The 20,962-nt window shown below is 60.4% G+C and carries 13 protein-coding genes and 1 tRNA gene; 10 read left to right on the top strand and 4 right to left on the bottom strand.

The window, feature by feature from the left end:
• Positions 1 to 102: 102 nt before the first annotated feature.
• Entirely contained in the window at positions 103 to 1,479 is a 1,377-nt protein-coding gene (locus Enr13x_RS24225; RefSeq protein ID WP_145389409.1) for a DUF1501 domain-containing protein, read from the bottom strand.
• Between the two features lie 161 nt (positions 1,480 to 1,640).
• On the opposite strand from Enr13x_RS24225, the gene Enr13x_RS24220 reads away from it, so the two are divergent.
• From Enr13x_RS24220 to Enr13x_RS24185, 8 genes are all read left to right on the top strand, one after another.
• Positions 1,641 to 2,411, top strand: a complete 771-nt coding sequence (locus Enr13x_RS24220) for a class I SAM-dependent methyltransferase (protein ID WP_145389408.1) — start codon at positions 1,641 to 1,643, stop codon at positions 2,409 to 2,411.
• Positions 2,412 to 2,418: 7 nt separating this feature from the next.
• On the top strand, positions 2,419 to 3,645 hold the full coding sequence (locus tag Enr13x_RS24215; RefSeq protein WP_145389407.1) for a protein-L-isoaspartate(D-aspartate) O-methyltransferase: 1,227 nt from the start codon (positions 2,419 to 2,421) through the stop codon (positions 3,643 to 3,645).
• A 232-nt stretch (positions 3,646 to 3,877) separates the two neighbouring features.
• Positions 3,878 to 7,681 (top strand): efflux RND transporter permease subunit, encoded by a 3,804-nt coding sequence (locus Enr13x_RS24210; protein ID WP_145389406.1) that lies wholly within the window; start codon positions 3,878 to 3,880, stop codon positions 7,679 to 7,681.
• A gap of 334 nt (positions 7,682 to 8,015) precedes the next feature.
• Complete coding sequence (gene upp / locus Enr13x_RS24205; protein ID WP_145389405.1) at positions 8,016 to 8,651, top strand: uracil phosphoribosyltransferase; 636 nt, start codon at positions 8,016 to 8,018, stop codon at positions 8,649 to 8,651.
• Positions 8,652 to 8,659: 8 nt separating this feature from the next.
• Positions 8,660 to 9,934 (top strand): NupC/NupG family nucleoside CNT transporter, encoded by a 1,275-nt coding sequence (locus tag Enr13x_RS24200; RefSeq protein ID WP_145389404.1) that lies wholly within the window; start codon positions 8,660 to 8,662, stop codon positions 9,932 to 9,934.
• Between the two features lie 266 nt (positions 9,935 to 10,200).
• On the top strand, positions 10,201 to 12,642 hold the full coding sequence (locus tag Enr13x_RS24195) for a PSD1 and planctomycete cytochrome C domain-containing protein (protein ID WP_145389403.1): 2,442 nt from the start codon (positions 10,201 to 10,203) through the stop codon (positions 12,640 to 12,642).
• A gap of 10 nt (positions 12,643 to 12,652) precedes the next feature.
• Positions 12,653 to 14,104 carry a DUF1501 domain-containing protein gene (locus tag Enr13x_RS24190; RefSeq protein ID WP_145389402.1) on the top strand — a complete coding sequence of 484 codons (1,452 nt, stop codon included), beginning with the start codon at positions 12,653 to 12,655 and terminating at the stop codon, positions 14,102 to 14,104.
• A gap of 134 nt (positions 14,105 to 14,238) precedes the next feature.
• Complete coding sequence (locus tag Enr13x_RS24185) at positions 14,239 to 15,657, top strand: sulfatase family protein (protein ID WP_145389401.1); 1,419 nt, start codon at positions 14,239 to 14,241, stop codon at positions 15,655 to 15,657.
• Positions 15,658 to 15,863: 206 nt separating this feature from the next.
• Here Enr13x_RS24185 and Enr13x_RS24180 read toward each other — a convergent pair whose 3' ends face one another.
• Positions 15,864 to 16,757, bottom strand: a complete 894-nt coding sequence (locus Enr13x_RS24180) for a rhomboid family intramembrane serine protease (protein ID WP_145389400.1) — start codon at positions 16,755 to 16,757, stop codon at positions 15,864 to 15,866.
• 39 nt (positions 16,758 to 16,796) lie between these two features.
• Positions 16,797 to 17,333 (bottom strand): DUF1579 family protein, encoded by a 537-nt coding sequence (locus Enr13x_RS24175; protein WP_197455321.1) that lies wholly within the window; start codon positions 17,331 to 17,333, stop codon positions 16,797 to 16,799.
• A gap of 275 nt (positions 17,334 to 17,608) precedes the next feature.
• On the opposite strand from Enr13x_RS24175, the gene Enr13x_RS24170 reads away from it, so the two are divergent.
• The gene (locus Enr13x_RS24170) at positions 17,609 to 18,082 is read left to right on the top strand and encodes a PGPGW domain-containing protein (RefSeq protein ID WP_145389398.1); all 474 of its coding nucleotides are present in this window, start codon (positions 17,609 to 17,611) and stop codon (positions 18,080 to 18,082) included.
• Positions 18,083 to 18,476: 394 nt separating this feature from the next.
• Here the strand turns inward: Enr13x_RS24170 and Enr13x_RS24165 are convergent.
• Positions 18,477 to 18,561: transfer RNA gene (locus tag Enr13x_RS24165), tRNA-Leu, on the bottom strand.
• Between the two features lie 238 nt (positions 18,562 to 18,799).
• Here Enr13x_RS24165 and Enr13x_RS24160 point away from each other — a divergent pair.
• Entirely contained in the window at positions 18,800 to 20,932 is a 2,133-nt protein-coding gene (locus Enr13x_RS24160; protein WP_145389397.1) for an esterase/lipase family protein, read from the top strand.
• Positions 20,933 to 20,962 lie beyond the last annotated feature (30 nt).

Below are 20,962 nucleotides of genomic sequence, written 5' to 3'. Positions count from 1 at the left end.
AATGTGGAAGCAATGGACGAGGAAATCATCGGTGGCAGTGGCGTAAGCTTCCAGCTTGCGAACACGAGCAACCGCAAGCTGGAAGCTTACGCCACTGACCTGCTACGCAAACAGCTCTTTGACTTCGCGCATGCCGAAGTCGACCAAGGGGAACGGGCGCCCGCCGGGGCCGGGGATTTCGGCGTGCAAGTCCAACCCCAGGGAGTGAAAGATCGTGGCGATCAACTCGCCCGGTTGAGTCGGTCGCTCGGCCGGCACCGCGCCGATCGGGTCGCTCGCACCGATCGCTCGTCCGCCTTGCACGCCGCCGCCGGCAAACGTGGTGGAGAAGCATTGCGGCCAATGGTCCCTGCCGCCGGCCGGATTGACTTTGGGCGTTCGCCCGAATTCGGCCAATCCACAAACCAGCGTGTCGTCCAACATGCCCCGATCGTCCAAGTCGCTCAGCAGCGCCGAGTAGCCCTGGTCGTACATCGGTGCGACGATGTTCTTCATGCCTTCGATGGTGGTGAATGGTTTGCTGCCGTGGATGTCCCAAGTGACTTCGTTGAACACGGTCAGGAACGTGTTGATGGTGACAAACCGGACGCCCGCTTCGATCAAGCGTCGCGACAACAGGCAGCATTGTCCAAAGCGGTTCATCCCGTAACGCTCGCGAACCGTGGTCGGCTCCTTGGTCAAATCAAACGCCTGGCGAGCTTGTGTGCTGTTCATCAACCGATAAGCGGCTTCGAAATTTTTGTCCAGCATCTTGGCCGACTCGGTGGATTCCAGTTCGTTCATCCGGCCTTCGATCGCCGCCCGCATCCGTCGCCGACGATCGATCCGCACGTCGCCGAGCGTCGGCGGCGGCAGCAGGTCGGGAACTTTGAAATTCTCTTTGCTGGGATCGGCCATCAAGGCAAAGGGATCATAGGTTTTGCCCAAGAACCCGCCGGCTTGGCCGTTGGGCAGGTTGCCGCCGCCGCGTCCCATCGTTTCGGGCAGGACGACGTGGGCGGGCAGATCGCTGCGACGTCCGCGCATGTATTGCAACACGGCCCCGGCGTGCGGGTAATTCACGCCGCCGGTAAATTGGCGTCCGGTTTGAAGCATTTGCCAGCCCGCATCGTGCACGGCCGCCGCGGTGTGATAACAGGACCGAATGATCGAAAACTTGTCGGCGATCTCGGCGTGGCGCGGCAGGATTTCGGAGAGCTGGAAATCACCCTTGGTCGAGATCGCTTGGAACGGTCCGCGGACCTCGGCCGGCGCCTCCGGCTTCATGTCGAACGTGTCCAACTGGCTGGGCGCACCCAGGTTGAAGATCATGATGCAGGAACGCTTGTCCTTGTGCGGATCCACCACGCCGCGCTCGGCGGCGGCAAGGTACTGGGGCAGCCCCAGCCCGAGCGCACCCAAGGTTCCGATTTGCAAGAAGTCGCGTCGGGTCGTGCCGTTGCAGGTGTGGGACGTTCCGCGAGCGGTCAGATTGAGCATGACGAATCCAATGACGGATTGGGAGGGTCGGGGGGGGAGAATCGAGTGAAGATCAGGGTCGGAAGGCTCGATTCCACCGACGGAGGGACCTTCATTCTATTAGATTGAAGCGGCAAACGGAAAATCGAATTTCGAATTCATGGGACGGCAAGGGCATTTTCTTGGACTCGACGCAATTTAATCGCCGTGCATGGGATAAGATCGCGACCAGCCGGCGAAAGTGGTTCACACCGGCGACCGCCGACCAAATCGATGCGGCCCGCCGCGGAGAGTTTTCGATCCGGCTGACGGCGACCAAGCCGATCCCCGCCTCTTGGATGGGCGACGTGCGTGGCCAAGCGATCTTGGCGTTGGCGGCGGGGGGAGGGCACCAGGGGCCGCTGTTGGCCGCCGCCGGAGCGGACGTGACGGTGGTCGATTTTAGCGCCGGCCAACTGGCGATCGATCAACGACTGGCCCGCGAACAGGAACTGGCGATCCAGACGATTCAGGCCGACATGGCGGATCTGGCCCCGCTCGCGGACGGACAGTTTGATCTGGTGATCAATCCCTGTTCGGTCAACTTCGTCCCAGACGTGCGGCCGGTTTGGAAGGAAGCGGCACGGGTGTTGAAACCCGGCGGGGCACTGATCAGCGGCGTGATCCAGCCGGTCAACTTTCTGTTCGACGCGGTCAAACGCGATCGCGGCAAGTTGAAGGTGCGGTTTAAAATCCCCTACAGCGATCTGGATTTGCCGCCCGAGGAACTCGACCAAACCATCGGACCGGAACGCCCCATCGATTTCGGACACTCCTTGACGGATTTGCTGGGGGGCCAGCTCGACGCCGGGTTCATGCTGACAGATATAATGGAGGACGGTTGGGGAGGTGAGGATGCGTTGTCCGACCGAATCGCAACTTTCATGGCGACCCGAGCGATGAAACGAAACTGAATCCGCAATGAAATCACAGCTTGCACTCGGAATGCTCTTCGCCTGGGCCATCACCGCGTCGGCGGCCGACCGCTTTCAAGCGGCACGTGATCGATTGGTCGACGAACGCGTGGCGACGGCCGGGGTCACCGACACGCGTGTGCTCGACGCGATTCGCAGGACTCCACGTCACGAGTTTGTCCCCCGCAGCCAATGGCCGCGCGCGTACTTTGACATGGCGCTTCCGATCGGGCATTCGCAAACGATTAGCAGCCCCTTCATCGTGGCGTCGATGACCGAAGCGTTGCAGCCTCAATCGACCGACAAGGTTTTGGAGATCGGCACCGGCAGCGGCTACCAGGCGGCGGTCTTGAGCCCGCTGGTCGAACATGTTTACACGATCGAGATCGTCCGTGAACTCGGCGAGCGTGCCGCCGATACGCTGGCTCGGCTGGACTACGGAAACGTCTCGACCCGCGTCGGGGACGGTTTTTTGGGTTGGCCCGACGCCGCACCCTTCGACAAGATCATCGTCACCTGTAGCCCCGAATCGGTGCCGACGCCGTTGGTCGAACAGTTGCGCGAAGGCGGCGTGATGATCATTCCGGTCGGCCAACGCTACCAGCAGACCCTGTATCGATTGATCAAGACCGATGGCAAATTGATCCGCGAAGCGCTGCGTCCGACACTGTTTGTGCCGATGACGGGCGAAGCGGAAGAAAACCGCCAGACGCTTCCCGATCCGGCCAACCCCGTCGCCATCAATGGCGATTTCGAAGTCGCGGCGTCCGGTGACGAAGCCACGTTGTTGGAGTTTGTCCCCGGCTGGTACTACGGCCGCCAAGTGACACAGCTCGAATCCTCCTCCGGCGATCCGGCGCCCCAGGGCAAGCGTTACGCGAGTTTTCGCAATGAAACGCCCGGCCGCAACTCGCATCTGTTGCAGGGAATCGCGATCGACGGCCGCGAGGTGTCGCAGATCCGGCTGAGCGGGCAGGTCCGCACCGACGGCATCCAAAAGGGGCCCGGCTCCGACGCGATGCCGATGATCGCGATCTCGCTGTATGACGAACTGAGAAGCGACCTGGGCACGTTTTATTTGGGGCCGTTTCGCGGCACACGGGACTGGAGAAGCCACAGCCGGCTGATTCGCGTGCCGATCAAGACTCGTGAAGCGATCCTCCGCGTCGGCCTGTTCGGGGCCACCGGCAAAGCCGACTTCGACGACATCAAACTGGAGACGGTCGACCGCTGATTGGCGGACCTGCGCCGGCGGGCTGCCGGAAAAGCTTCGCCGACCCGGACCACCGGTCGCCAGGATGGTGTCAGAGCTGCATTCTGAGGCCGCTTTGAAGTAGACCCCAGCGGCCGAACCGGCTATTTTTTCGGTTGATTCTTTGGGCGACAGTGAGGGATCGGGGCGCCAGACGCCGCCCCGCCGGAACTCCGCCCCCCCAACACCCAACACCATCGGAAACCCACCCCCCATGCCAAACCCCCAGCAAGACAACGGCCCGACGGAGCGGCCATTGCTGGAGCGCCGGACGCTCTTCGGAGTTTCCTTCGCACTGGTTGTGCTGTTCGGCTTCTTCTTCTTGATGCCGTTCGCGTTTCGCGCCGCGCGGTTGAGCCTGAATAAGAAGGAAAACGACATCAAGGACTGGCTTCCGTCGGATTTCGTCGAGACGGCGGAATTGGAATGGTTTGCCGACCATTTCGCCGGGGAAAGCTTTGTCATCGCCACGTGGCCGGGGTGCACCGAAGACGACCAGCGATTGAAACTGCTCGAATCCAAGCTTCGCCATGAATCCAGCAAAACGGATCCGGGAGCCGGAATCGCGGACCCCGAGCTGGCCGAGGACTATCGAGCGGCCAAGGAATATGGAATCCGGCTGGGATTGTTGCCCGCTTCACGCAAGCTCGACAATTGGGGCGGTGAAAACGAACGGTGGTTCGCGACCGCCGACGGCAAGTGGTATTACATCAAACCGAACGGGCATCTGCATCGTTGGGAAGGGAAATCCAACGGTCCCGCCGCACTGATCCGCGGCATCAAACAGTCGATGGGCAAGCACGAATTGCAGGGCACCTTCGTCGCCGCATTTGGCCCCCAAGACGAGGAGCGTGCCAACCCGTTCCACAACGACCCGTCGTTGCTGTGCGCCCCGATGTTTCGCTCGGTCGAGACCGGCGTGTCGCTGGTCAATGAATTGTCCAAAGAAGGCGGATTGCTGTGGCCGATTGACTTTAGCGATCAAGCAAGGCGTCCGATCATTGCCCGCCGACGCGCCATGGAACGACTGACCGGTTCGCTGTTCGCCCCGGCGGTCCCACAGGACTTTGACTGGACACCGGAAGCGTTTCGCGAGGCCGTGCCCAATGATCGACGCTCGGCCATCCCGGAAAACTTTGAGGAGCTGGTTGAGATCACGCTGCGGACGTTCGCCGAGGAAAACTTCGACGGTGATCGTCAGCGATTGGCGACCGCTAGCACCGAAACACAAACCGACGCTTGGTATGCGGTGTTTGATGCCGCCGGGGTCCAGCCACCACCGCGCCAGACCTGTTTGTTGATCACGCTGACCGACATCGCCCAGGACAACCTGGCGTATGCGCTCGGCCGTGGCGTGTTGGGCGCACCACGCGGCCGGCTGTTGGAACTGGCCAACGACTCGGGGGTTCAACCCGCGGCGCCTCCCTCGATGGCTCCGCCACCGTTCAACCGGACGGAAGTCGAATCGATTGCCGGCGCTCCGCCGCTGCGTCTCGGTGGCCCTCCGGTCGACAACATCGCGATCGACGAGGAAGGCACGGTGACGCTGGTGCGTCTGGTCGGCTACAGCATCCTGGTCGGTGCCTTGCTGTCCTACCTGTGTTTCAGCAGCGTCAAGATCACATTGATGGTGTTTGTGGTCGGCGGCTCGGCGGCGATGCTCAGCATGGCCGTCGTCGGTTGGACCAACGGCAGTGTGGATGCGATTTTGATGAGCATGCCCTCGTTGGTCTACGTGCTGGGACTTTCTGGCGCGATTCACGTGATCAATTACTATCGCGACGAAGTGCGTCAAAAAGGGCGTGGTGGTGCGGCCGGCCGCGCCCTGCAGCACGCGATTTTTCCCTGTTCACTTGCGGCGCTGACTACCGCGATCGGACTCGGTTCGTTGTACACCAGCAATTTGGCACCGATCAGCAATTTTGGGCTGTACTCGGCGATCGGCGTGATCGCGACGCTCGCGATCCTGTTTTCCTACCTGCCCGCGGCGCTGCAAATCTTCATCACCGAATCGCACGCCGAACCGGAAACGCCGACTCCACAGCCAGCGGAAGAAAAAGAATCTTGGCTGTCGGACCGATGGGCAGCCGCCGGCGCGTGGATCTGCAGACGACACCTGTTGGTGACCAGCGGGTGCTTGATCGCGTTGGTCGCCGCCGGGCTGGGGCTTTCCAAAATCAAGACGTCGGTGCTATTGCTGAAGCTGTTCGACGAAAACGCCCGAATCATTCGCGACTATGCCTGGCTGGAGAGCAACTTTGGAAAGCTGGTCCCGATGGAGCTGGTGCTGCGTGTACCGCCCTCGATGCAGTTGGAAACCGTCGCCCAGGCAACCCCCGCGGCGGAACAAGACGGCCCAACCGAATCCGCGGCGCCGGAGTCGGCACTGCCGCTGAACGTCTTGGAACGCGTCGAAGCGGTCGCCCGAATCAACAATGTCGTTCATCGAACCCTCGGCGAACCCGGCCTGGGCATTGTCGGTTCCGCGACGGCCGTCAACACGTTTTTAAAGCCCCTCCCGGGTGTGACCAACAGCTGGAATCCGGTTCGTTCTCAATACATCACCGAGCTGAACGAGGGCCGTGAGGAATTGTTGGCCAACGACTACGTTCGTCTGGAAAAGAATGGCCCTTACGCGGGAAGCGAACTTTGGCGGATCAGTCTTCGCGTCGGTGCGCTGGCGGATGTCGACTATGGCGAGTTCATCAAGACGCTTCGTGTCTCGGTCGAACCGGTGCTCCGTGCCTACGACATGCGTGACGAATTGCTGAATCAAATCGCGGCGGCGTCGCAATCGGGCCAAAGCAAACAGCCGGTCATTGTGATGATGGGCGCCCCACGCCCGAGTCCGTTGTCGGAAACGGAACTGGTGGATCTGGGCGATGACGTCGATCTGGCCAGCGAAGACCGCATCCGAACCCGATCGATTTATTTGTCCGTCCTGGAAGAGTTGCTCCGCGGCGAACGGCTGCGTGAACCGATCTGGGTGGACCACCGCTCGGAAGACAACCCGATTGAAATCGGCGGTGATCTTTGGAACAAAGTCATCGGCAAAGCAGACGTGTTGGTCTGGGTCGGCGACCAGCCGGCGCCCGAAACCGCGCTGGCGAACGCCAAAACCTTGATCGACGCGCAAGCGATCTTCACCAAACCGATCAGCCATGACTTGGTCGGCGACGGCATCCCCGAGGTGACCGGCGCCGGATCGATGCAGGTCGTTTACACGGGTGTGGTCCCGGTCGTTTACAAGGCGCAGCGGACACTGCTGGGCAGCCTGGTGGAATCCATCGCGCTGGCGTTTGTGTTGATCTCCGTGGTGATGATCATCTTGCTCAATCCGGCCCGCACACCGTTGCGGATGTTGGGGCCGGTCAATCTGGGCTCCGGTCTAGGCGCGGGGGCTATTTCGATGATCCCCAACATGTTCCCGGTGCTGTTGGTGTTTGGACTGATGGGGCACTTTGGCCGCCTGGTCGATATCGGAACGATGATGACCGCATCGGTCGCCATGGGTGTGGCGGTCGACGACACGATTCACTTCCTCAGTTGGTTCCGTTCGTATTTGGATCGTGGCTATGATCGCATCAAGGCGGTGGAGTTGACCTACCGTCGCGTCGGTCCGGCGATGACGCAAACCACGATCGTCGGTGGGCTGGGTTTGTTTGTCTTTGCCTTGTCGACGTTCACGCCGACGCAGCGTTTCGGGACGCTGATGTTGGTGCTGTTGGTCGCCGCTTTGGTCGGTGACCTGGTACTGCTACCCGCCCTGCTGGCCGGCCCGTTTGGAAAACTGTTCCGACCGCGTGTCGGTTCTCGCGGTGCAAGCGGAGCAGAGCCGCTCGAAGAACTGGCGGTGCTGCAACCCGACGATGGCGGCCCCGACGGCGGTTCGTCCCAGGTTGACGAACAGGAGGCTGCGGCGACCACGTTGGTGATCGACAAAGAATCGCTGCCGAGCCTGAAAGTGCACTCCCCATCGCGTCGCAGCGATCGCCCCCACCGGATGAAAGGCCGTTAATCTCTTCTGGGATCGAGGTCGGTGGGGTAGCGTTTCGAGGTAGGATTGAACGCTCGACGGACCATTACGCTGCGGCCGTTTTTCGCAGGTACGACGGCCCTTCCGGGCGGTCGTCCGTGGGGCTCGCCCCGACGGGGCTGGAAAGGACGTCGTACAACGATCCGCCGACCGCATCACACCCAATCGACGAAACCGTTGGTTATTGTCACGTTTTGAATCTCTCCTAAGCTGGCCGGTCCCTCGACGCCATCCACCGGGCAAGTGAGCACCGTGTCGACTTCCGCTACACTACCTCACTGGCCGCCAGACCATTCAGCTTCGGGAGACGCAATCGGTGAGTCTAGTCCAACGTGTAGAACATCCACTGATCGACCATCATCTGTGTAGAATTCGCGACGCGGCGACGCCGCCGAGTGAATTCCGTGCCGCGGTCAATCGCCTGTCGATGATCCTGGGGGTCTCGGCCACCGTCGATTTGGCGACTCGCCCGAGAAAGATCACCACGCCGATTTGCGAGACGACGGGATACGAACTGTCGGTCCATGTGGGCATCGTTCCGATCTTGCGCGCCGGGCTGGGGATGGTCGACCCGATTCTGGAACTGCTACCCGACGCGTCGGTCTGGCACCTGGGGCTGTATCGCAACGAGGAGACCGCCGAACCGGTCGGGTACTACGACAAGCTGCCCCACGAGAACGCGCCCAACATCGCGATGGTTGTCGATCCGATGCTGGCGACCGGCGGCAGCATCGACTTGGTGATTCGGCGATTGCAGCGTTGGGGCGTCGATGAAATTCGAGTGCTCAGTCTGATCGCCTCGCAGCCGGGCATCGATCGCGTCAGACGTGACTTTCCGGACGTCAAATTATTCGTCGCGGCGATTGACCCGGAACTGAATGAACGATCCTTTATCGTGCCGGGACTTGGCGATGCAGGGGACCGAATTTTTGACACCCCACAAAACGGCTAGTCCGGATCATGGAACGACTCATCTGCGCCTTGGGACTGGTGGTCTTCATCGGCGTTGCGTGGCTGATCAGCAGTGATCGCAAACGTTTTCCGATTCGAATCGTGATCGGCGGTTTGGCGTTACAAATTCTGCTTGCGTTTTTGGTTTTGGGAACGTCGTGGGGGCAACGTTTTTTTCAGTCCATCGGCGGTGCGTTCACGTTGGTGATGGACTCAGTGACCGCCGGCAGCGGATTTCTGTTTTCCGCCCAGGCGCCGACGATCGGCGATTCGATGTTGGGAACGTTCGCCTTTGGGGTGCTGCCCACGGTGATTTTCTTTTCCGCGCTGATGAGCATTCTGTATCACCTCCGCATCATGCAGTGGGTGGTTTGGGCGATGGCCTGGGTGATGCGTTTCACGTTGAAGACGAGTGGTCCGGAAACCTTGGCCGCGGCGGCCAACGTGTTTGTCGGCCACACCGAAGCGCCACTGGTGGTCCGCCCGTATTTGGCCACGATGACGCGGAGCGAACTCAATGCGATGATGACCGGCGGGTTTGCGACCGTGACTGGCGGATTGCTGGGGGCCTATGCCGGGATGGGAATCGACATTTCCCACCTGTTGACCGCTTCGGTGATCAGCGCCCCGGCGGCCTTGTTGATCGCCAAAGTGATGGAACCGGAAGCGGAGGGTGCCCAAGTGTCTTCGTCGCTGCAGATGAATCACGCGGCGTCCGAAACAGACGGAGACGACGTCGGGCATGTGAATGTCATCGCCGCAGCCGTCGCCGGCGCCAGCGACGGATTGAAATTGGCGCTCAACGTCGGCGCGATGCTGATCGCGTTTCTGGCGATCTTGAAACTGATCGACGTGCTGCTGGGGCTCGGTTGTGAGCAACTCGGCTGGGTCGATCTGACCGGCACACCGTTGATCAGCCTGGGCGTCATCCTCGGCTATGCCTGTTGGCCGATCGCCTGGTTGTTGGGGATTCCGGCGGCCGAGTGCGTCGAGGCGGGCCGATTGATCGGGCTGAAAACGGTCGCCAACGAATTCATCGCGTATCAATCGCTGGGTGAGATGATGCGGTCGAGCGATCCGGCGATTTCTCAGCGGACGGCCGTCATTTTGACCTATGCGTTGGCCGGATTCAGCAATTTTGGCGCGATCGGGATTCAAGTGGGCGGCATCGGCGGCCTGGAACCGTCGCGAAAGCAAGACCTGGCCCGGCTGGGATTGCGGGCCATGTTCGGGGGGCTACTGGCTTGCTGTATGACGGGGGCCGTCGCGGGACTGTTGCTGTAAGCCGTTCCCGTCGGTGACGTTGTGCGTCACGATGGGCCGTGGGAACAATGCTCAGCCGTTTTGAACCAATTCTCATTGGAATCGGGCGGGGGCTTGGGCCAAAATGGTAAACTGAACAGCCCACCTGAACCGAGCGTGTTCGTTTGCGGCTCGTTTTGCCCGGACGATTCGTGCCGGAGACAAACGAGCGGCGCTCCCCTTCCTGCCGCCGCACGCTTCGAACCGTTCGACTGCTGGCCCAATGACCCGCCTCCGGCAACACCACCATGATGCCCCATTCTGAGTCCGTCTTGAAAAAACGCATTCTGATCGCCGCCGCCTTGACCTGTTTGTGGGGACAAGTGACCTTCGCCGCGACAACGGAAATCGACTTTCAAAAACAAATCCAACCGATCCTGGCAAAGAAGTGTTATGCCTGTCACGGACCGGATGTGGCCGAAAGCGGTTTGAAATTCACCAGTCGCGACGCCGCGTTGGCGGAGACCGAGTCGGGCAGCTTTGCGATCGTGCCGGGCGACCTGGACGCGAGCTTGTTGATCGAGCGGATCACGACCGACGATGAATTCGAACGGATGCCACCGGAGGGTGATCCGGTCACCGAGGACGAAGCGGCATTGCTGAGCGCGTGGATCGCCGAGGGCGCCGCATGGCAAAAACATTGGGCGTTTGAACCGCTGTCCAATCCAACGCCGCCGACGGTTGCGTCGGCCGATTGGCAATCCAACCCGATCGACGCCTTCATCTACGATTCGCTTTCCGACGCCGGTTTAAAACCCAACGGTCCGGCGGGCAAACGCGAATTGATCCGGCGCGTCTATTACGACCTGACGGGGTTGCCGCCGACCAAGGCCGAGGTGGATGCGTTCATCGCCGACGAGTCGCCCGAGGCAATCAAGCGGGTGGCCGATCGGCTGCTCGATTCACCGCACTACGGCGAGCGTTGGGGCCGCCATTGGCTGGACCTGGTTCGCTTTGCCGAAACCAATTCGTTCGAACGGGACGGCCCCAAAGACAACGCGTGGAAGTTCCGCGATTATGTGATTCGGTCGTTCAACGAAGACAAGCCGTATGATCAATTCATCCGCGAGCAACTTGCCGGGGACGAGCTGGATGAAGTCACCAAGGAAACGTTGACCGCGACCGGTTACTACCGCTTGGGGATTTGGGATGACGAACCTGCCGATGAGCTGCAGGCCCGTTTTGATGGGCTGGACGACATCATCCTGACGACCGGACAGGTGTTCTTGGGATTGACCATGAATTGTGCGCGTTGCCACGACCACAAGATCGATCCGATCCCGCAGAAAGACTACTACAGCATGCTGTCGTTCTTCGAGGACGTGACCCCCTACGCCCGTCGCGGCGATTTAGCCTCCTTCAGCCAGATTGACGTCAGCTCCGACCAGTTGCGGGCACGCTATGCCGCCAACGACCAACAGCGGCGATCGATCGAGCAGGAAATGCACGACATCGAGCAGGCCGGGATCGCCAAGATGTCGGCTCCCGATCAACGCGCCACCGAAGGGGCCAAACGTGATCGCAATCGCGTGCTGGGCCAAAAACTGAAGGCCAATCTGAGCGACGAGCAGTGGGGCCGATACAAGGAACTGAAATCACAACTGAAACAGAACGCCGAACAGCTCAAGACACTGCCCGAGCGGGAACGCGTGATGGGGCTGGCGACGTATCGCGCGGTAGACGAGCCGACGTACGTGCTGTATCGCGGCAGCCCGCATTCGCCCAGCGACGAAGTCTCACCCGCGTTTCCGACTCTGTTTGAAGACGAACCGCCGGCGTTGCCCCCGACCGAATCGACGTCCAACCAATCTACCGGGCGTCGTCGCGTCCTGGCCGATTGGATCGCCAGTGAGAACAATCGGTTGACCGCCCGAGTGATCGTCAATCGAATCTGGCAATTCCATTTCGGCCGTGGCATCGTCCGCAGCAGCAACAACTTCGGCCAACTCGGCACGCCGCCGACCCATCCCGAGCTGTTGGACTTCCTGGCCAATCGCTTTATCCAAGACGGTTGGAGCCTCAAGTCGATGCACCGGCTGATTCTTTCCAGTCGCGCCTATCAGATGTCATCCCAAGGCAGCGAAACCTCCTTGGCCGCCGACCCCGACAACGATCTGTTTTGGCGATTTGATCCGCGACGATTAAGTGCCGAAGAGGTCCGTGATTCGATCCTGGCCGCAAACGGTTCGCTGAACACCGCGGTTTACGGACCGAGTGTCTACCCGACGCTGTCGCCCGAAGTCCTGGCCGGTCAATCCAGACCGGGCAGCGGTTGGGGAAATTCCAGCGAGAGCGACCAGAATCGACGCAGCGTTTACATCTATGTCAAACGATCCTTGTTGACGCCGATGTTGTCCGCGTTCGACTTTCCGGATCCCGATCAAACCTGCGAAGCGAGGTTCATGACGTTGCAGCCCGCGCAAGCCCTCTCGCTGCTCAACGGAGACTTCGCCGCCGAGCAGGCCGCCAAGCTGGCCGATAGCGTCGATGCCGGGGCAATCGACAATCGCGAATTGGTCCGCCGCGTCGTCGCCGCCGTGCTGGCTCGGCCGGCGAGCGAAGCGGAAATGGATGACGGTGATCGATTGATCGCAAGCCTTCAAAAGAAACATCATCTCGATGCCGGGCAGGCCAAAACGTTGTACTGTCTGAGCGTGATGAATTGGAACGAATTTTTGTTTGTCGACTGACGGAAGTGTTATGAAGAATCAAAAGCGAAACTTTTGCGGCCGCACACGTCGTGAGTTCCTGTGGCAAACCGGTGGCGGCTTCGGCGCCGCGGCGTTGTCATCGATGCTCTCACAAGACGGGTTTCTCTCCGCCGCGGATTCCGTCGGCGACGCCAACCCCTTGGCCGCCAAACTGCCCCACTTTGCCCCGAAAGCGAAGAGCGTGATCTTTTTGTTCATGTACGGCGGGCCGAGCCACATCGATACGTTTGATTACAAACCCAAGATGGTCGGCATGGACGGCAAGACCGTCGACGTGAAAACGTTCGGCCGCGGCGGTCGAAAAAACGGCGGCCGCATCGTCGAACCACGCTGGGAATTTTCACAGCACGGGCAATGCGGCAAGTACGTCAGTACGCTGTTCCCCCATCTGGCCAACCACGTCGACGACATCGCGTTCTTGCATTCGATGACCGCCGATTCGCCGATCCACGGTTCGGCCATGTTGATGATGAACAGCGGCAAAATCCTGTCCGGCAGCCCCGCACTCGGTTCCTGGGCGACCTACGGTCTCGGTTCGGTCAACGAGAACCTGCCCGGTTACGTCGTCATGCTGGACCCCAAAGCCGGACCGATCAGCGGTGCAAAAAACTGGAGCAGCGGTTACATGCCGGCGACCTACGCCGGAACCGTCTTCCGCACCAAAGGCGCACCGATTCTGAACCTGGATCGTCCCGACGGCATGACCGAAGACGTGCAGCGTGAATTGATCGATTCGATTCAACACGCGAACCAACGTCATCTGGAAACCCGCAGCGACAACGACGACTTGGCGTCGCGGATCGCCAGCTACGAACTGGCCTTCAAGATGCAATCGGCCGCCCCCGAAGCGGTCGATCTGTCGACCGAAGATGAACGCACGTTGTCGATGTACGGGATTGATCGCGAGCAGACCAATGACTTTGGCACCCGCTGCCTGATCGCCCGACGTCTGGTCGATCGCGGCGTCCGCTTCGTGCAACTCTACAGTGGCGGGGCGCACAACGATGACAATTGGGACGCCCACGGCGACTTGGAACTCAACCACAATCGCCATGCCGGTCGAACCGATCTTCCGATCGCCGCGCTGCTGACCGACCTGAAACAACGTGGCATGCTGGACGAAACGTTGGTGGTCTGGGGCGGCGAATTCGGTCGCCAGCCGACCGCGGAATACGCCAAGGGGTCCGGCCGCGATCACAATTCCTTCGGCTTTACGATGTGGATGGCCGGCGGCGGCATCAAGGGCGGAGTGTCCTTCGGCACCACCGACGAACTCGGCTCGGCCGCCGTGGAAAACCCGCTGCACGTCAAGAACATGCACGCAACCGTGTTGCACCAGATGGGACTGGACCCCAATCACCTGTCGTACTTCTACGGCGGACTCGATCAAAAACTCGTCGGCGTCGAACACGTCGAACCGATCCACGAAATCATCGGTTAGGACCGTCCAGCATAAGGGGACCGCATTTCGCACGTACGATGGCCCTTCCGGGCTGTCGTCCGTTGGACTCTCCCCGACGACCTGGAAAAGACGTCGTACAACATTCCGCTCACCTTCCCCCTCGGCGACATCCCATGAACCTCACCACTCTCTTCTCGCTCGTCGCCTTGCTCACCTCGCTGGTCGTGGGCACCGTCAACGCCGCACCGCCCAACGTGTTGATCATCTTGGCCGACGACTGCACCTACAACGATTTGCCGTTGTACGGTGGGCAGAACGCAAAGACACCGAACTTGGATCGTTTGGCCAGCCAAGGTCTGACCTTCAACCGCGCGTTTTTGTCCGAAGCGATGTGCCAACCCTGTCGCGCGGAACTTTATTCGGGCCTGTACCCGATGCGAAACGGCTGTGCCTGGAACCACTCCTCCAGCCACAGCGACATCGAAAGTATGCCGCATCATCTGGGAGTCGCGGGGTATCGAGTCGGATTGGCCGGGAAGGTGCACGTTTTGCCCCGACAGGCCTTTCCCTTTGAACCCGTCGGCGGATTCGACAAAAATTGTGTCCGCGACCCGACGCATCCACACCAGATCGATCCCGCGGCCGAATTCATGTCGCGAAGTGATGATCCGTTTTGTTTGGTCGTCGCACTGGTCGAGCCCCATGTGCCGTGGGTGATGGGCGATGCCAGTGCGTATCCTCCCAAGTCGCTGAAGCTGCCACCGAACATCGCCGACACCCCCGAAACGCGACGCGCGTTCGGCGCCTACTTGGCCGAGATCACCTACATGGACTCCCAAGTCGGCCAGTTGCTCGAAACGCTCGAAGCGAGCGGCAAGGCGGACGACACGTTGGTGCTGTTTTCCTCGGAACAAGGGTCACAGTACCCGGGGAACAAGTGGACCAACTACAACACCGGCGTGCACACGGCGTTGATCGCTCGATTCCCCGGCGTGATCGAAGCGGGAAGGCGGACGGATGCGTTGGTCCAGTACGCCGATGTCTTGCCGACCTTGATGGACCTGGCCGGAATTCAGCACGACACGAACCGGTTCGACGGCAACAGCTTTGCGGATGTGCTGCGTGGCCAAACCGAACAGCATCGGCAGTATGTTTACGGTGTTCACAACAATGTTCCCGAAGGCCCGCCGTATCCGATTCGCTCGATCAGCGACGGACGCTACCACTACATCCGAAACCTGCAGAACCAGAATCTGTACATCGAAAAGCACTTGATGGGCGTCAAGGGCAACGGGAAATTGAACAATCACTATTGGCAAACGTGGGTCTTCGAGTCGTTTGATAATCCGAAAGCGTTGCGATTGATTCAACGCTACCAGTTGCGGCCGGCGGAAGAACTTTTTGATCTGGAGAATGATCCTTACGAGATGAACAATCTGGCCGGCAGCGCGAGCGTCGCGGCGATCCAATCCGAGCTGGGCGATGAACTCGATCGCTGGCTCGCCGCACAAGCCGATCCGGGGATCGAGCAAGACACCGTCCGAACGCACCAAGCCGCCAAGCAGGGCCGGCATCGATTCCGCCCGAAGTGACGGTGACGCCCGCGACCGTCCATCCGCCGGGCGACCGTTCCGATGTGCTGCGTAGGGCATGCTGTGCATGCCAACGTGCCGTCAGGCACAGCCTGACTTACTGGCCTCGGCGAGTCAGGGATGGCAGAACGATGGAGTGGCAGAATGATAGGGTAGCCGTATGATTCTGCCCCGTCTCATTCTGCCACTTCTAAATCACGGGTTCCTCAGTCCGACAGCGCGACGACCCAGGCCATCGACACGATCACGATGGTGGCCAGTCCGGCCAGCCACTGGACTTTTTCGTCGGCCAGCCAGTGCGTCGGCAGACGACTGCTGATGGCACCCAACAGCAGTCCTGCCAAAAAACCGGTCACGTGAGCGGTGACATCGGTTCGTTCGCCGCCAACGCCGATCAGGCCGAGCAACATCAAACCGCCGACCAGCGGTCGCCAGCGGCGCAACAAACTTTCGTGGCTGGACACTCTCGGCCGCAAGGCATTGGCGACCAGCAATCCGAGCGCGGCGAAGACGGCGGTCGAAGCGCCCACCGACGTGTGTTCGGGTTGCTGGACGAGCGCGTTGAGCAGATTGCCCAGGGCTCCCGCCAACACGATCGTAAGCCAGCCGACGCCGCCACCGACGGCACGACCGGCGAGGAACCCGAACAGGATCCCGAACAGCAGGTTCGAGGCCACGTGTCCTTCGTCCACGTGCAGGGTCAGCGCCGTCACCGTCCGCCACCCGTCGCCCGCCAGCACCTTGCCGGTCTGCATTTCACCCGGCGTGAACAGGTCGAGTGCCAACCCCCACGGCAGCGTCGCCAGGGCGATCAGCGTGACCAAGGCCGCGTACGCGATCACTCCCACGGTCGCACCCGCATAGACCGGCGCGACCGGAATTGCCGCGGTGGAACGCGACTCGTTTTCGCGGCGGTAGGCGTCCAGTTCCGCTTCCGCCTCGGACAAATCCCCGGCTCCGACGATCAGAAACCATTGCCCGTGCTGCCGCTCCGCTCGGGCCGCGATCCCGGCGGCCTCGAGCACGAAACGCAACTCCATGCATTCCGCTCGATCGGTCGATTGGAACGCCACCGCAGGGTCTTGATGTAATCCATTCACGCTATTTTCGGCGTCCCGTTCCAGTCGACCATCGGATTGTCATTTCTGCTTCATTTCGTACGTCAAGACGAAGGACTTCACCCAATCGTCCGTTGCGTCATCTTTTTTGTACATCGTCATCGTCGAGGGCTCGCCAGGGACATCCGTCAAGACGGACTTCATCTTCTCCGGCTGGTTGGTTGCCGGATCGATGTCGTCGAAGATCATCGTTAATTCGTGCTTCGATTCATCGTACGTCCCCTCCATCACGGCCAGATAGGGCGACATATTGTTCGCCCAGGTTCCGATGTATTTCTTCTTGATGGGATCGTATCCGCTCATCCCACGTCCCTTGTAGGGCCCCGCCTGAAACTCGGACTGCACCCAGTTGCCACCGAGAATCACGGTGTTGGTTTCGGTGAACGGGAATTCCATCGCGTTGCCGGCGGGCCCCTGTGGCCAAACTTTCATCGTGCCGCCACGCGCGCCAGCAATTTTCGCCAAGTAGGCATGCTCTTTCGAGGGAGTCGGCGCCTCCTGCGCCAGAACTGTGGGGCTGGTCATGCAAATCAACGCTACAAAAACGAGAGATCTCATCGCTTGCTCCGGGATCGGTTGAGGGTTGTGCATCACGCACCTGAGAAATCTGTGGTATCACAAAACCTTGTCCAGATCGATCGCCACGCGGCGAAAATGAAGAAAAGATCGAATGGGACGCCGGAAATGCGTTTCGCCGATCCGGCGGATTTCTTGGCACTGTCTCGATGGGCGGCGACTCAATCGCCAAGGATTGACAGTGACCATCGAATCCCCGATCAATACGAGTTCCATGCCACGGGACCGGTCATTTCCCGCGGCAGTCGTTTCCCCGCATGCCGGAGCCGTTCAGCTTGATCGCCTTCCTGCAGGATCACACGGTTGCCTTGGCCTGGATCGCCGCAGTTTCCGGCGTGCTGTTCGTCGGCTGCTTGTTAGTTGCGCCGTGGTTGGTCCTGAAAATACCGGCGGACTACTTCGTCGGCGATCATCGGCCCCGAACACTGTTTGCCGATCGGCACCCCGTGCTGCGATGGACGGGATTGCTGGCCAAGAATCTTGTCGGGGGGATCCTGATCCTCGCGGGTCTGGTGATGCTGGTCCTGCCCGGGCAGGGGCTGTTGACCATTCTGGTCGGCATTTTGATGCTCGATTTTCCCGGCAAGCATCACCTGGAGAAAAAACTGGCCGGCATGCCCCCCGTTTTTAAATCGATCAACTGGATCCGGCATCGTTGGAACGTTGCCCCGATCGTGTTGACGCGACAACCGCTCGACGCCGATCGCGAAAAAGGGGTCAGGTCTCTTTGATGCCTCACGGGCAGATCTACCAACAAAGAGACCTGACCCCTTTTGTTCCTCGCGGTGCCCGCCGCTGCGCCACTCGCCTCGCTGTGGTGTTTTGGGCATGGAACAAACCGATATCGTAACCCGAAGCGAGAACCCGGGAGGGAGCACGAAGCGATGACCCCCGACGGACGCGTCGACAGGCCGCAAGTGGGGGCTGTCGAATGAGTCGGGATCTTCTAAGTCCATGGTGAGCCGCTGGCCGTAAGGCCTCGGGCGGGCGTCGCCGTGCCCGGCCGCTTACGCGTCGCGGCTCACGATGACGACAGGCCGCAAGTGGGGTGTTGATCGGCCGGGACGCGGGGCAAGCATCGTCGAAGAAACGAAAAAAGCCCGTGAAACACGGGCTTTTCTCGAATGCGGCCGAGAGGACTCGAACCTCCACGGGATTATCTCCCACTAGGCCCTCAACCTAGCGCGTCTGCCAGTTCCGCCACGGCCGCGTCAAACTGGGAGCGGCAGTTTCCGAGAATCTTTGCCCCTCGTCAAGCTCCCCCCAACGTTTCCGCCGGAACTTCCGCAGTTCCTGAAAGGGCGGGGTCCGATCATGCCGCTTCGATCGTTGCAGTGCCGTGTGGAGGTCGTGCGGTCTGCGTTGACACGGAGCCCGCCGGCTTTCTACTGTCCGCCCAGCTGCGCGAATGTTGTGCCCCTCTCGCCCCCACCGCTTCGACTGACAGGATGTTGTTCGAACCCACTTCCGCTCCGTTTGGCCGACCGCGATCCGAATCCGATGCCGATGCGACCACGCGTCACGCTGCAACCTGCGGTGCTGCGCCGGTCCCTGGGACATGGGAATTCGAACCGGCGGGTGCAGGCGTGGCGGCGTCGGTGGTTTTGAAACGGGGCCGCCAGCTGGTGGGGCTGCTGCTGCTGCTGTGCCTATCCAGCGGCTGCTCGACCGCTCGGTACCTGACGGCTCGGTCGGTTCGCGACAATCCCTTGGCCGCCCAGCTGCGGCTGATGACCCGTCAAGGCCCCCAAATCAGCGAGCGGACGTGGAACACGCTGCGTCGCTACGGACTTCGCGACGGTTATGACCAAGACGCCCACGTTTGTCTGCGGAAAATCCAAACGACGCTGCGGGACAATCGTGACCCCGAGCTGATTCACGCACTCGCCGAATTGTCTTATGTCGAAGGCAAGAAAGCGGAAGCCAAGGGCGACCAGAGCGACGCGCTCGGCTACTTCGGCGTCGCGCTGACCAACAGCTACGACTACCTGTTCGACGAAGACCTGTCGGAAACGCGAAATCAATACGATCCGCAGTTTCGTGCGACGTGTGATTTGTACAACGAATCGCTGGAAGACACGCTTCGCCTGCTGTGCGAAGAGCATCACATCAAACCGGGCCAAACCTACCGGGTCAAAACCCCCGACCGCGAGTTCGTCATCCAGACTCAACTGCGCGGAAATTGGAAACCTGACGAATTTGATCACTATGAATTTGTCAGTGACTACGAGATCGCGACGCTGCGGAGCAAGCACACGACGTTCGGATTGGGCGTCCCGATGATCGCGGTTCGCAAGAGCGACGAACACGCCGATCCGCGCGAAAAATACTATCCCGACGGGCTCAGCTACAGCGTCACCGCGATGATGCGCTGCGCCAAACCAGAGCACGGCGAATACGGTGACGCCAACACCTGTGTCCTCGAGTTCTTTGACCCGCTGTCGGCCAACCAAGTCAAGCTGGCCGACCACTGGGTGCCGTTGGAAACCGATCTGACCACGCCGTTGGCATTCTTTCTCGACACGCCGCGATTCCGAGAACAAAACCAGGAAACCGAAGGTTTACTGAACCCCGCCGATGCCGCCAAAAACCGCGGCTTGTACATGCTGGAACCGTATGATCCCAACCGGATCCCGGTGCTGATGGTGCACGGTCTGTGGTCCAGCCCCCGAACATGGATGGACATGTTCAATGACCTGCGCAGTTTTCCAGAGATTCGCCAACGCTACCAGTTCTGGTTCTATCTGTATCCGTCCGGCCAGCCGTTTTGGTTGAGTGCGACGCAATTGCGCTCGGACCTTCACGATCTGCGCCAGACGTTTGATCCGACACACAACGATGCACCGATGGACCAGATGGTGTTGGTCGGCCACAGCATGGGCGGATTGATCAGCCGCATGCAGACGATCGATAGCGGTGATGATTTCTGGAGAATCGTCAGCGACCAACCGAGAGAAAAACTTCGTGGCGAAGCGGAAGAACGCAACAAGCTGGTCAGCACGTTGTTCTTCAAATCCAATCAATCGGTCAGCCGGGTGATCACCATCGGTACGCCCCACCGCGGCAGCCAGTTCGCCAATGAACTGACCCGCTGGTTGGCCCGGAAATTCATCAAGCTGCCGAAATTGAACAAGACCGTGGGGGAGAATCTGGTCAAAAACAATCCCGACCTGTTTCGTGATACCGAACTGTTGACCATGGCCAACGCGATCGATTCGCTGGCCCCCGATTCGCCGATCTTTCCCGTCATGCAGCGGGCCAAATACTCACCGGCGGTCAAGTACCACAACATCATCGGTGTCCTGCAAGACCCGACGCTGCTGCAAAAGAAAGCCGGCCGCGGCGATGGCATTGTCGCCTACGAAAGTGCCAAGATGGACGACACCGAAAGCGAACTGATCGTCGATGCCGAACACACCAAAATCCACATGACCGGTCAAGCGATCTTCGAAGTCCGACGTATCCTGCTCGAACATCTCCGCGAGATCGATTCAGCCGACCGCGTCGCGACGATGCCCCACAGCGGGCCCAAGTCGCCGGTTGGAACCACTTCGGTTCGAAAGGTCGGGTTTGAGGAATAGGCGGTCAGCTCGGTGAGACACTTCGGATTT

The organism is Stieleria neptunia (assembly GCF_007754155.1).
GTDB classification, from domain to species: domain Bacteria; phylum Planctomycetota; class Planctomycetia; order Pirellulales; family Pirellulaceae; genus Stieleria; species Stieleria neptunia.
Note: the sequence above shows the minus strand (reverse complement) of the source record. Positions and strands in the feature narration are given on the sequence as shown.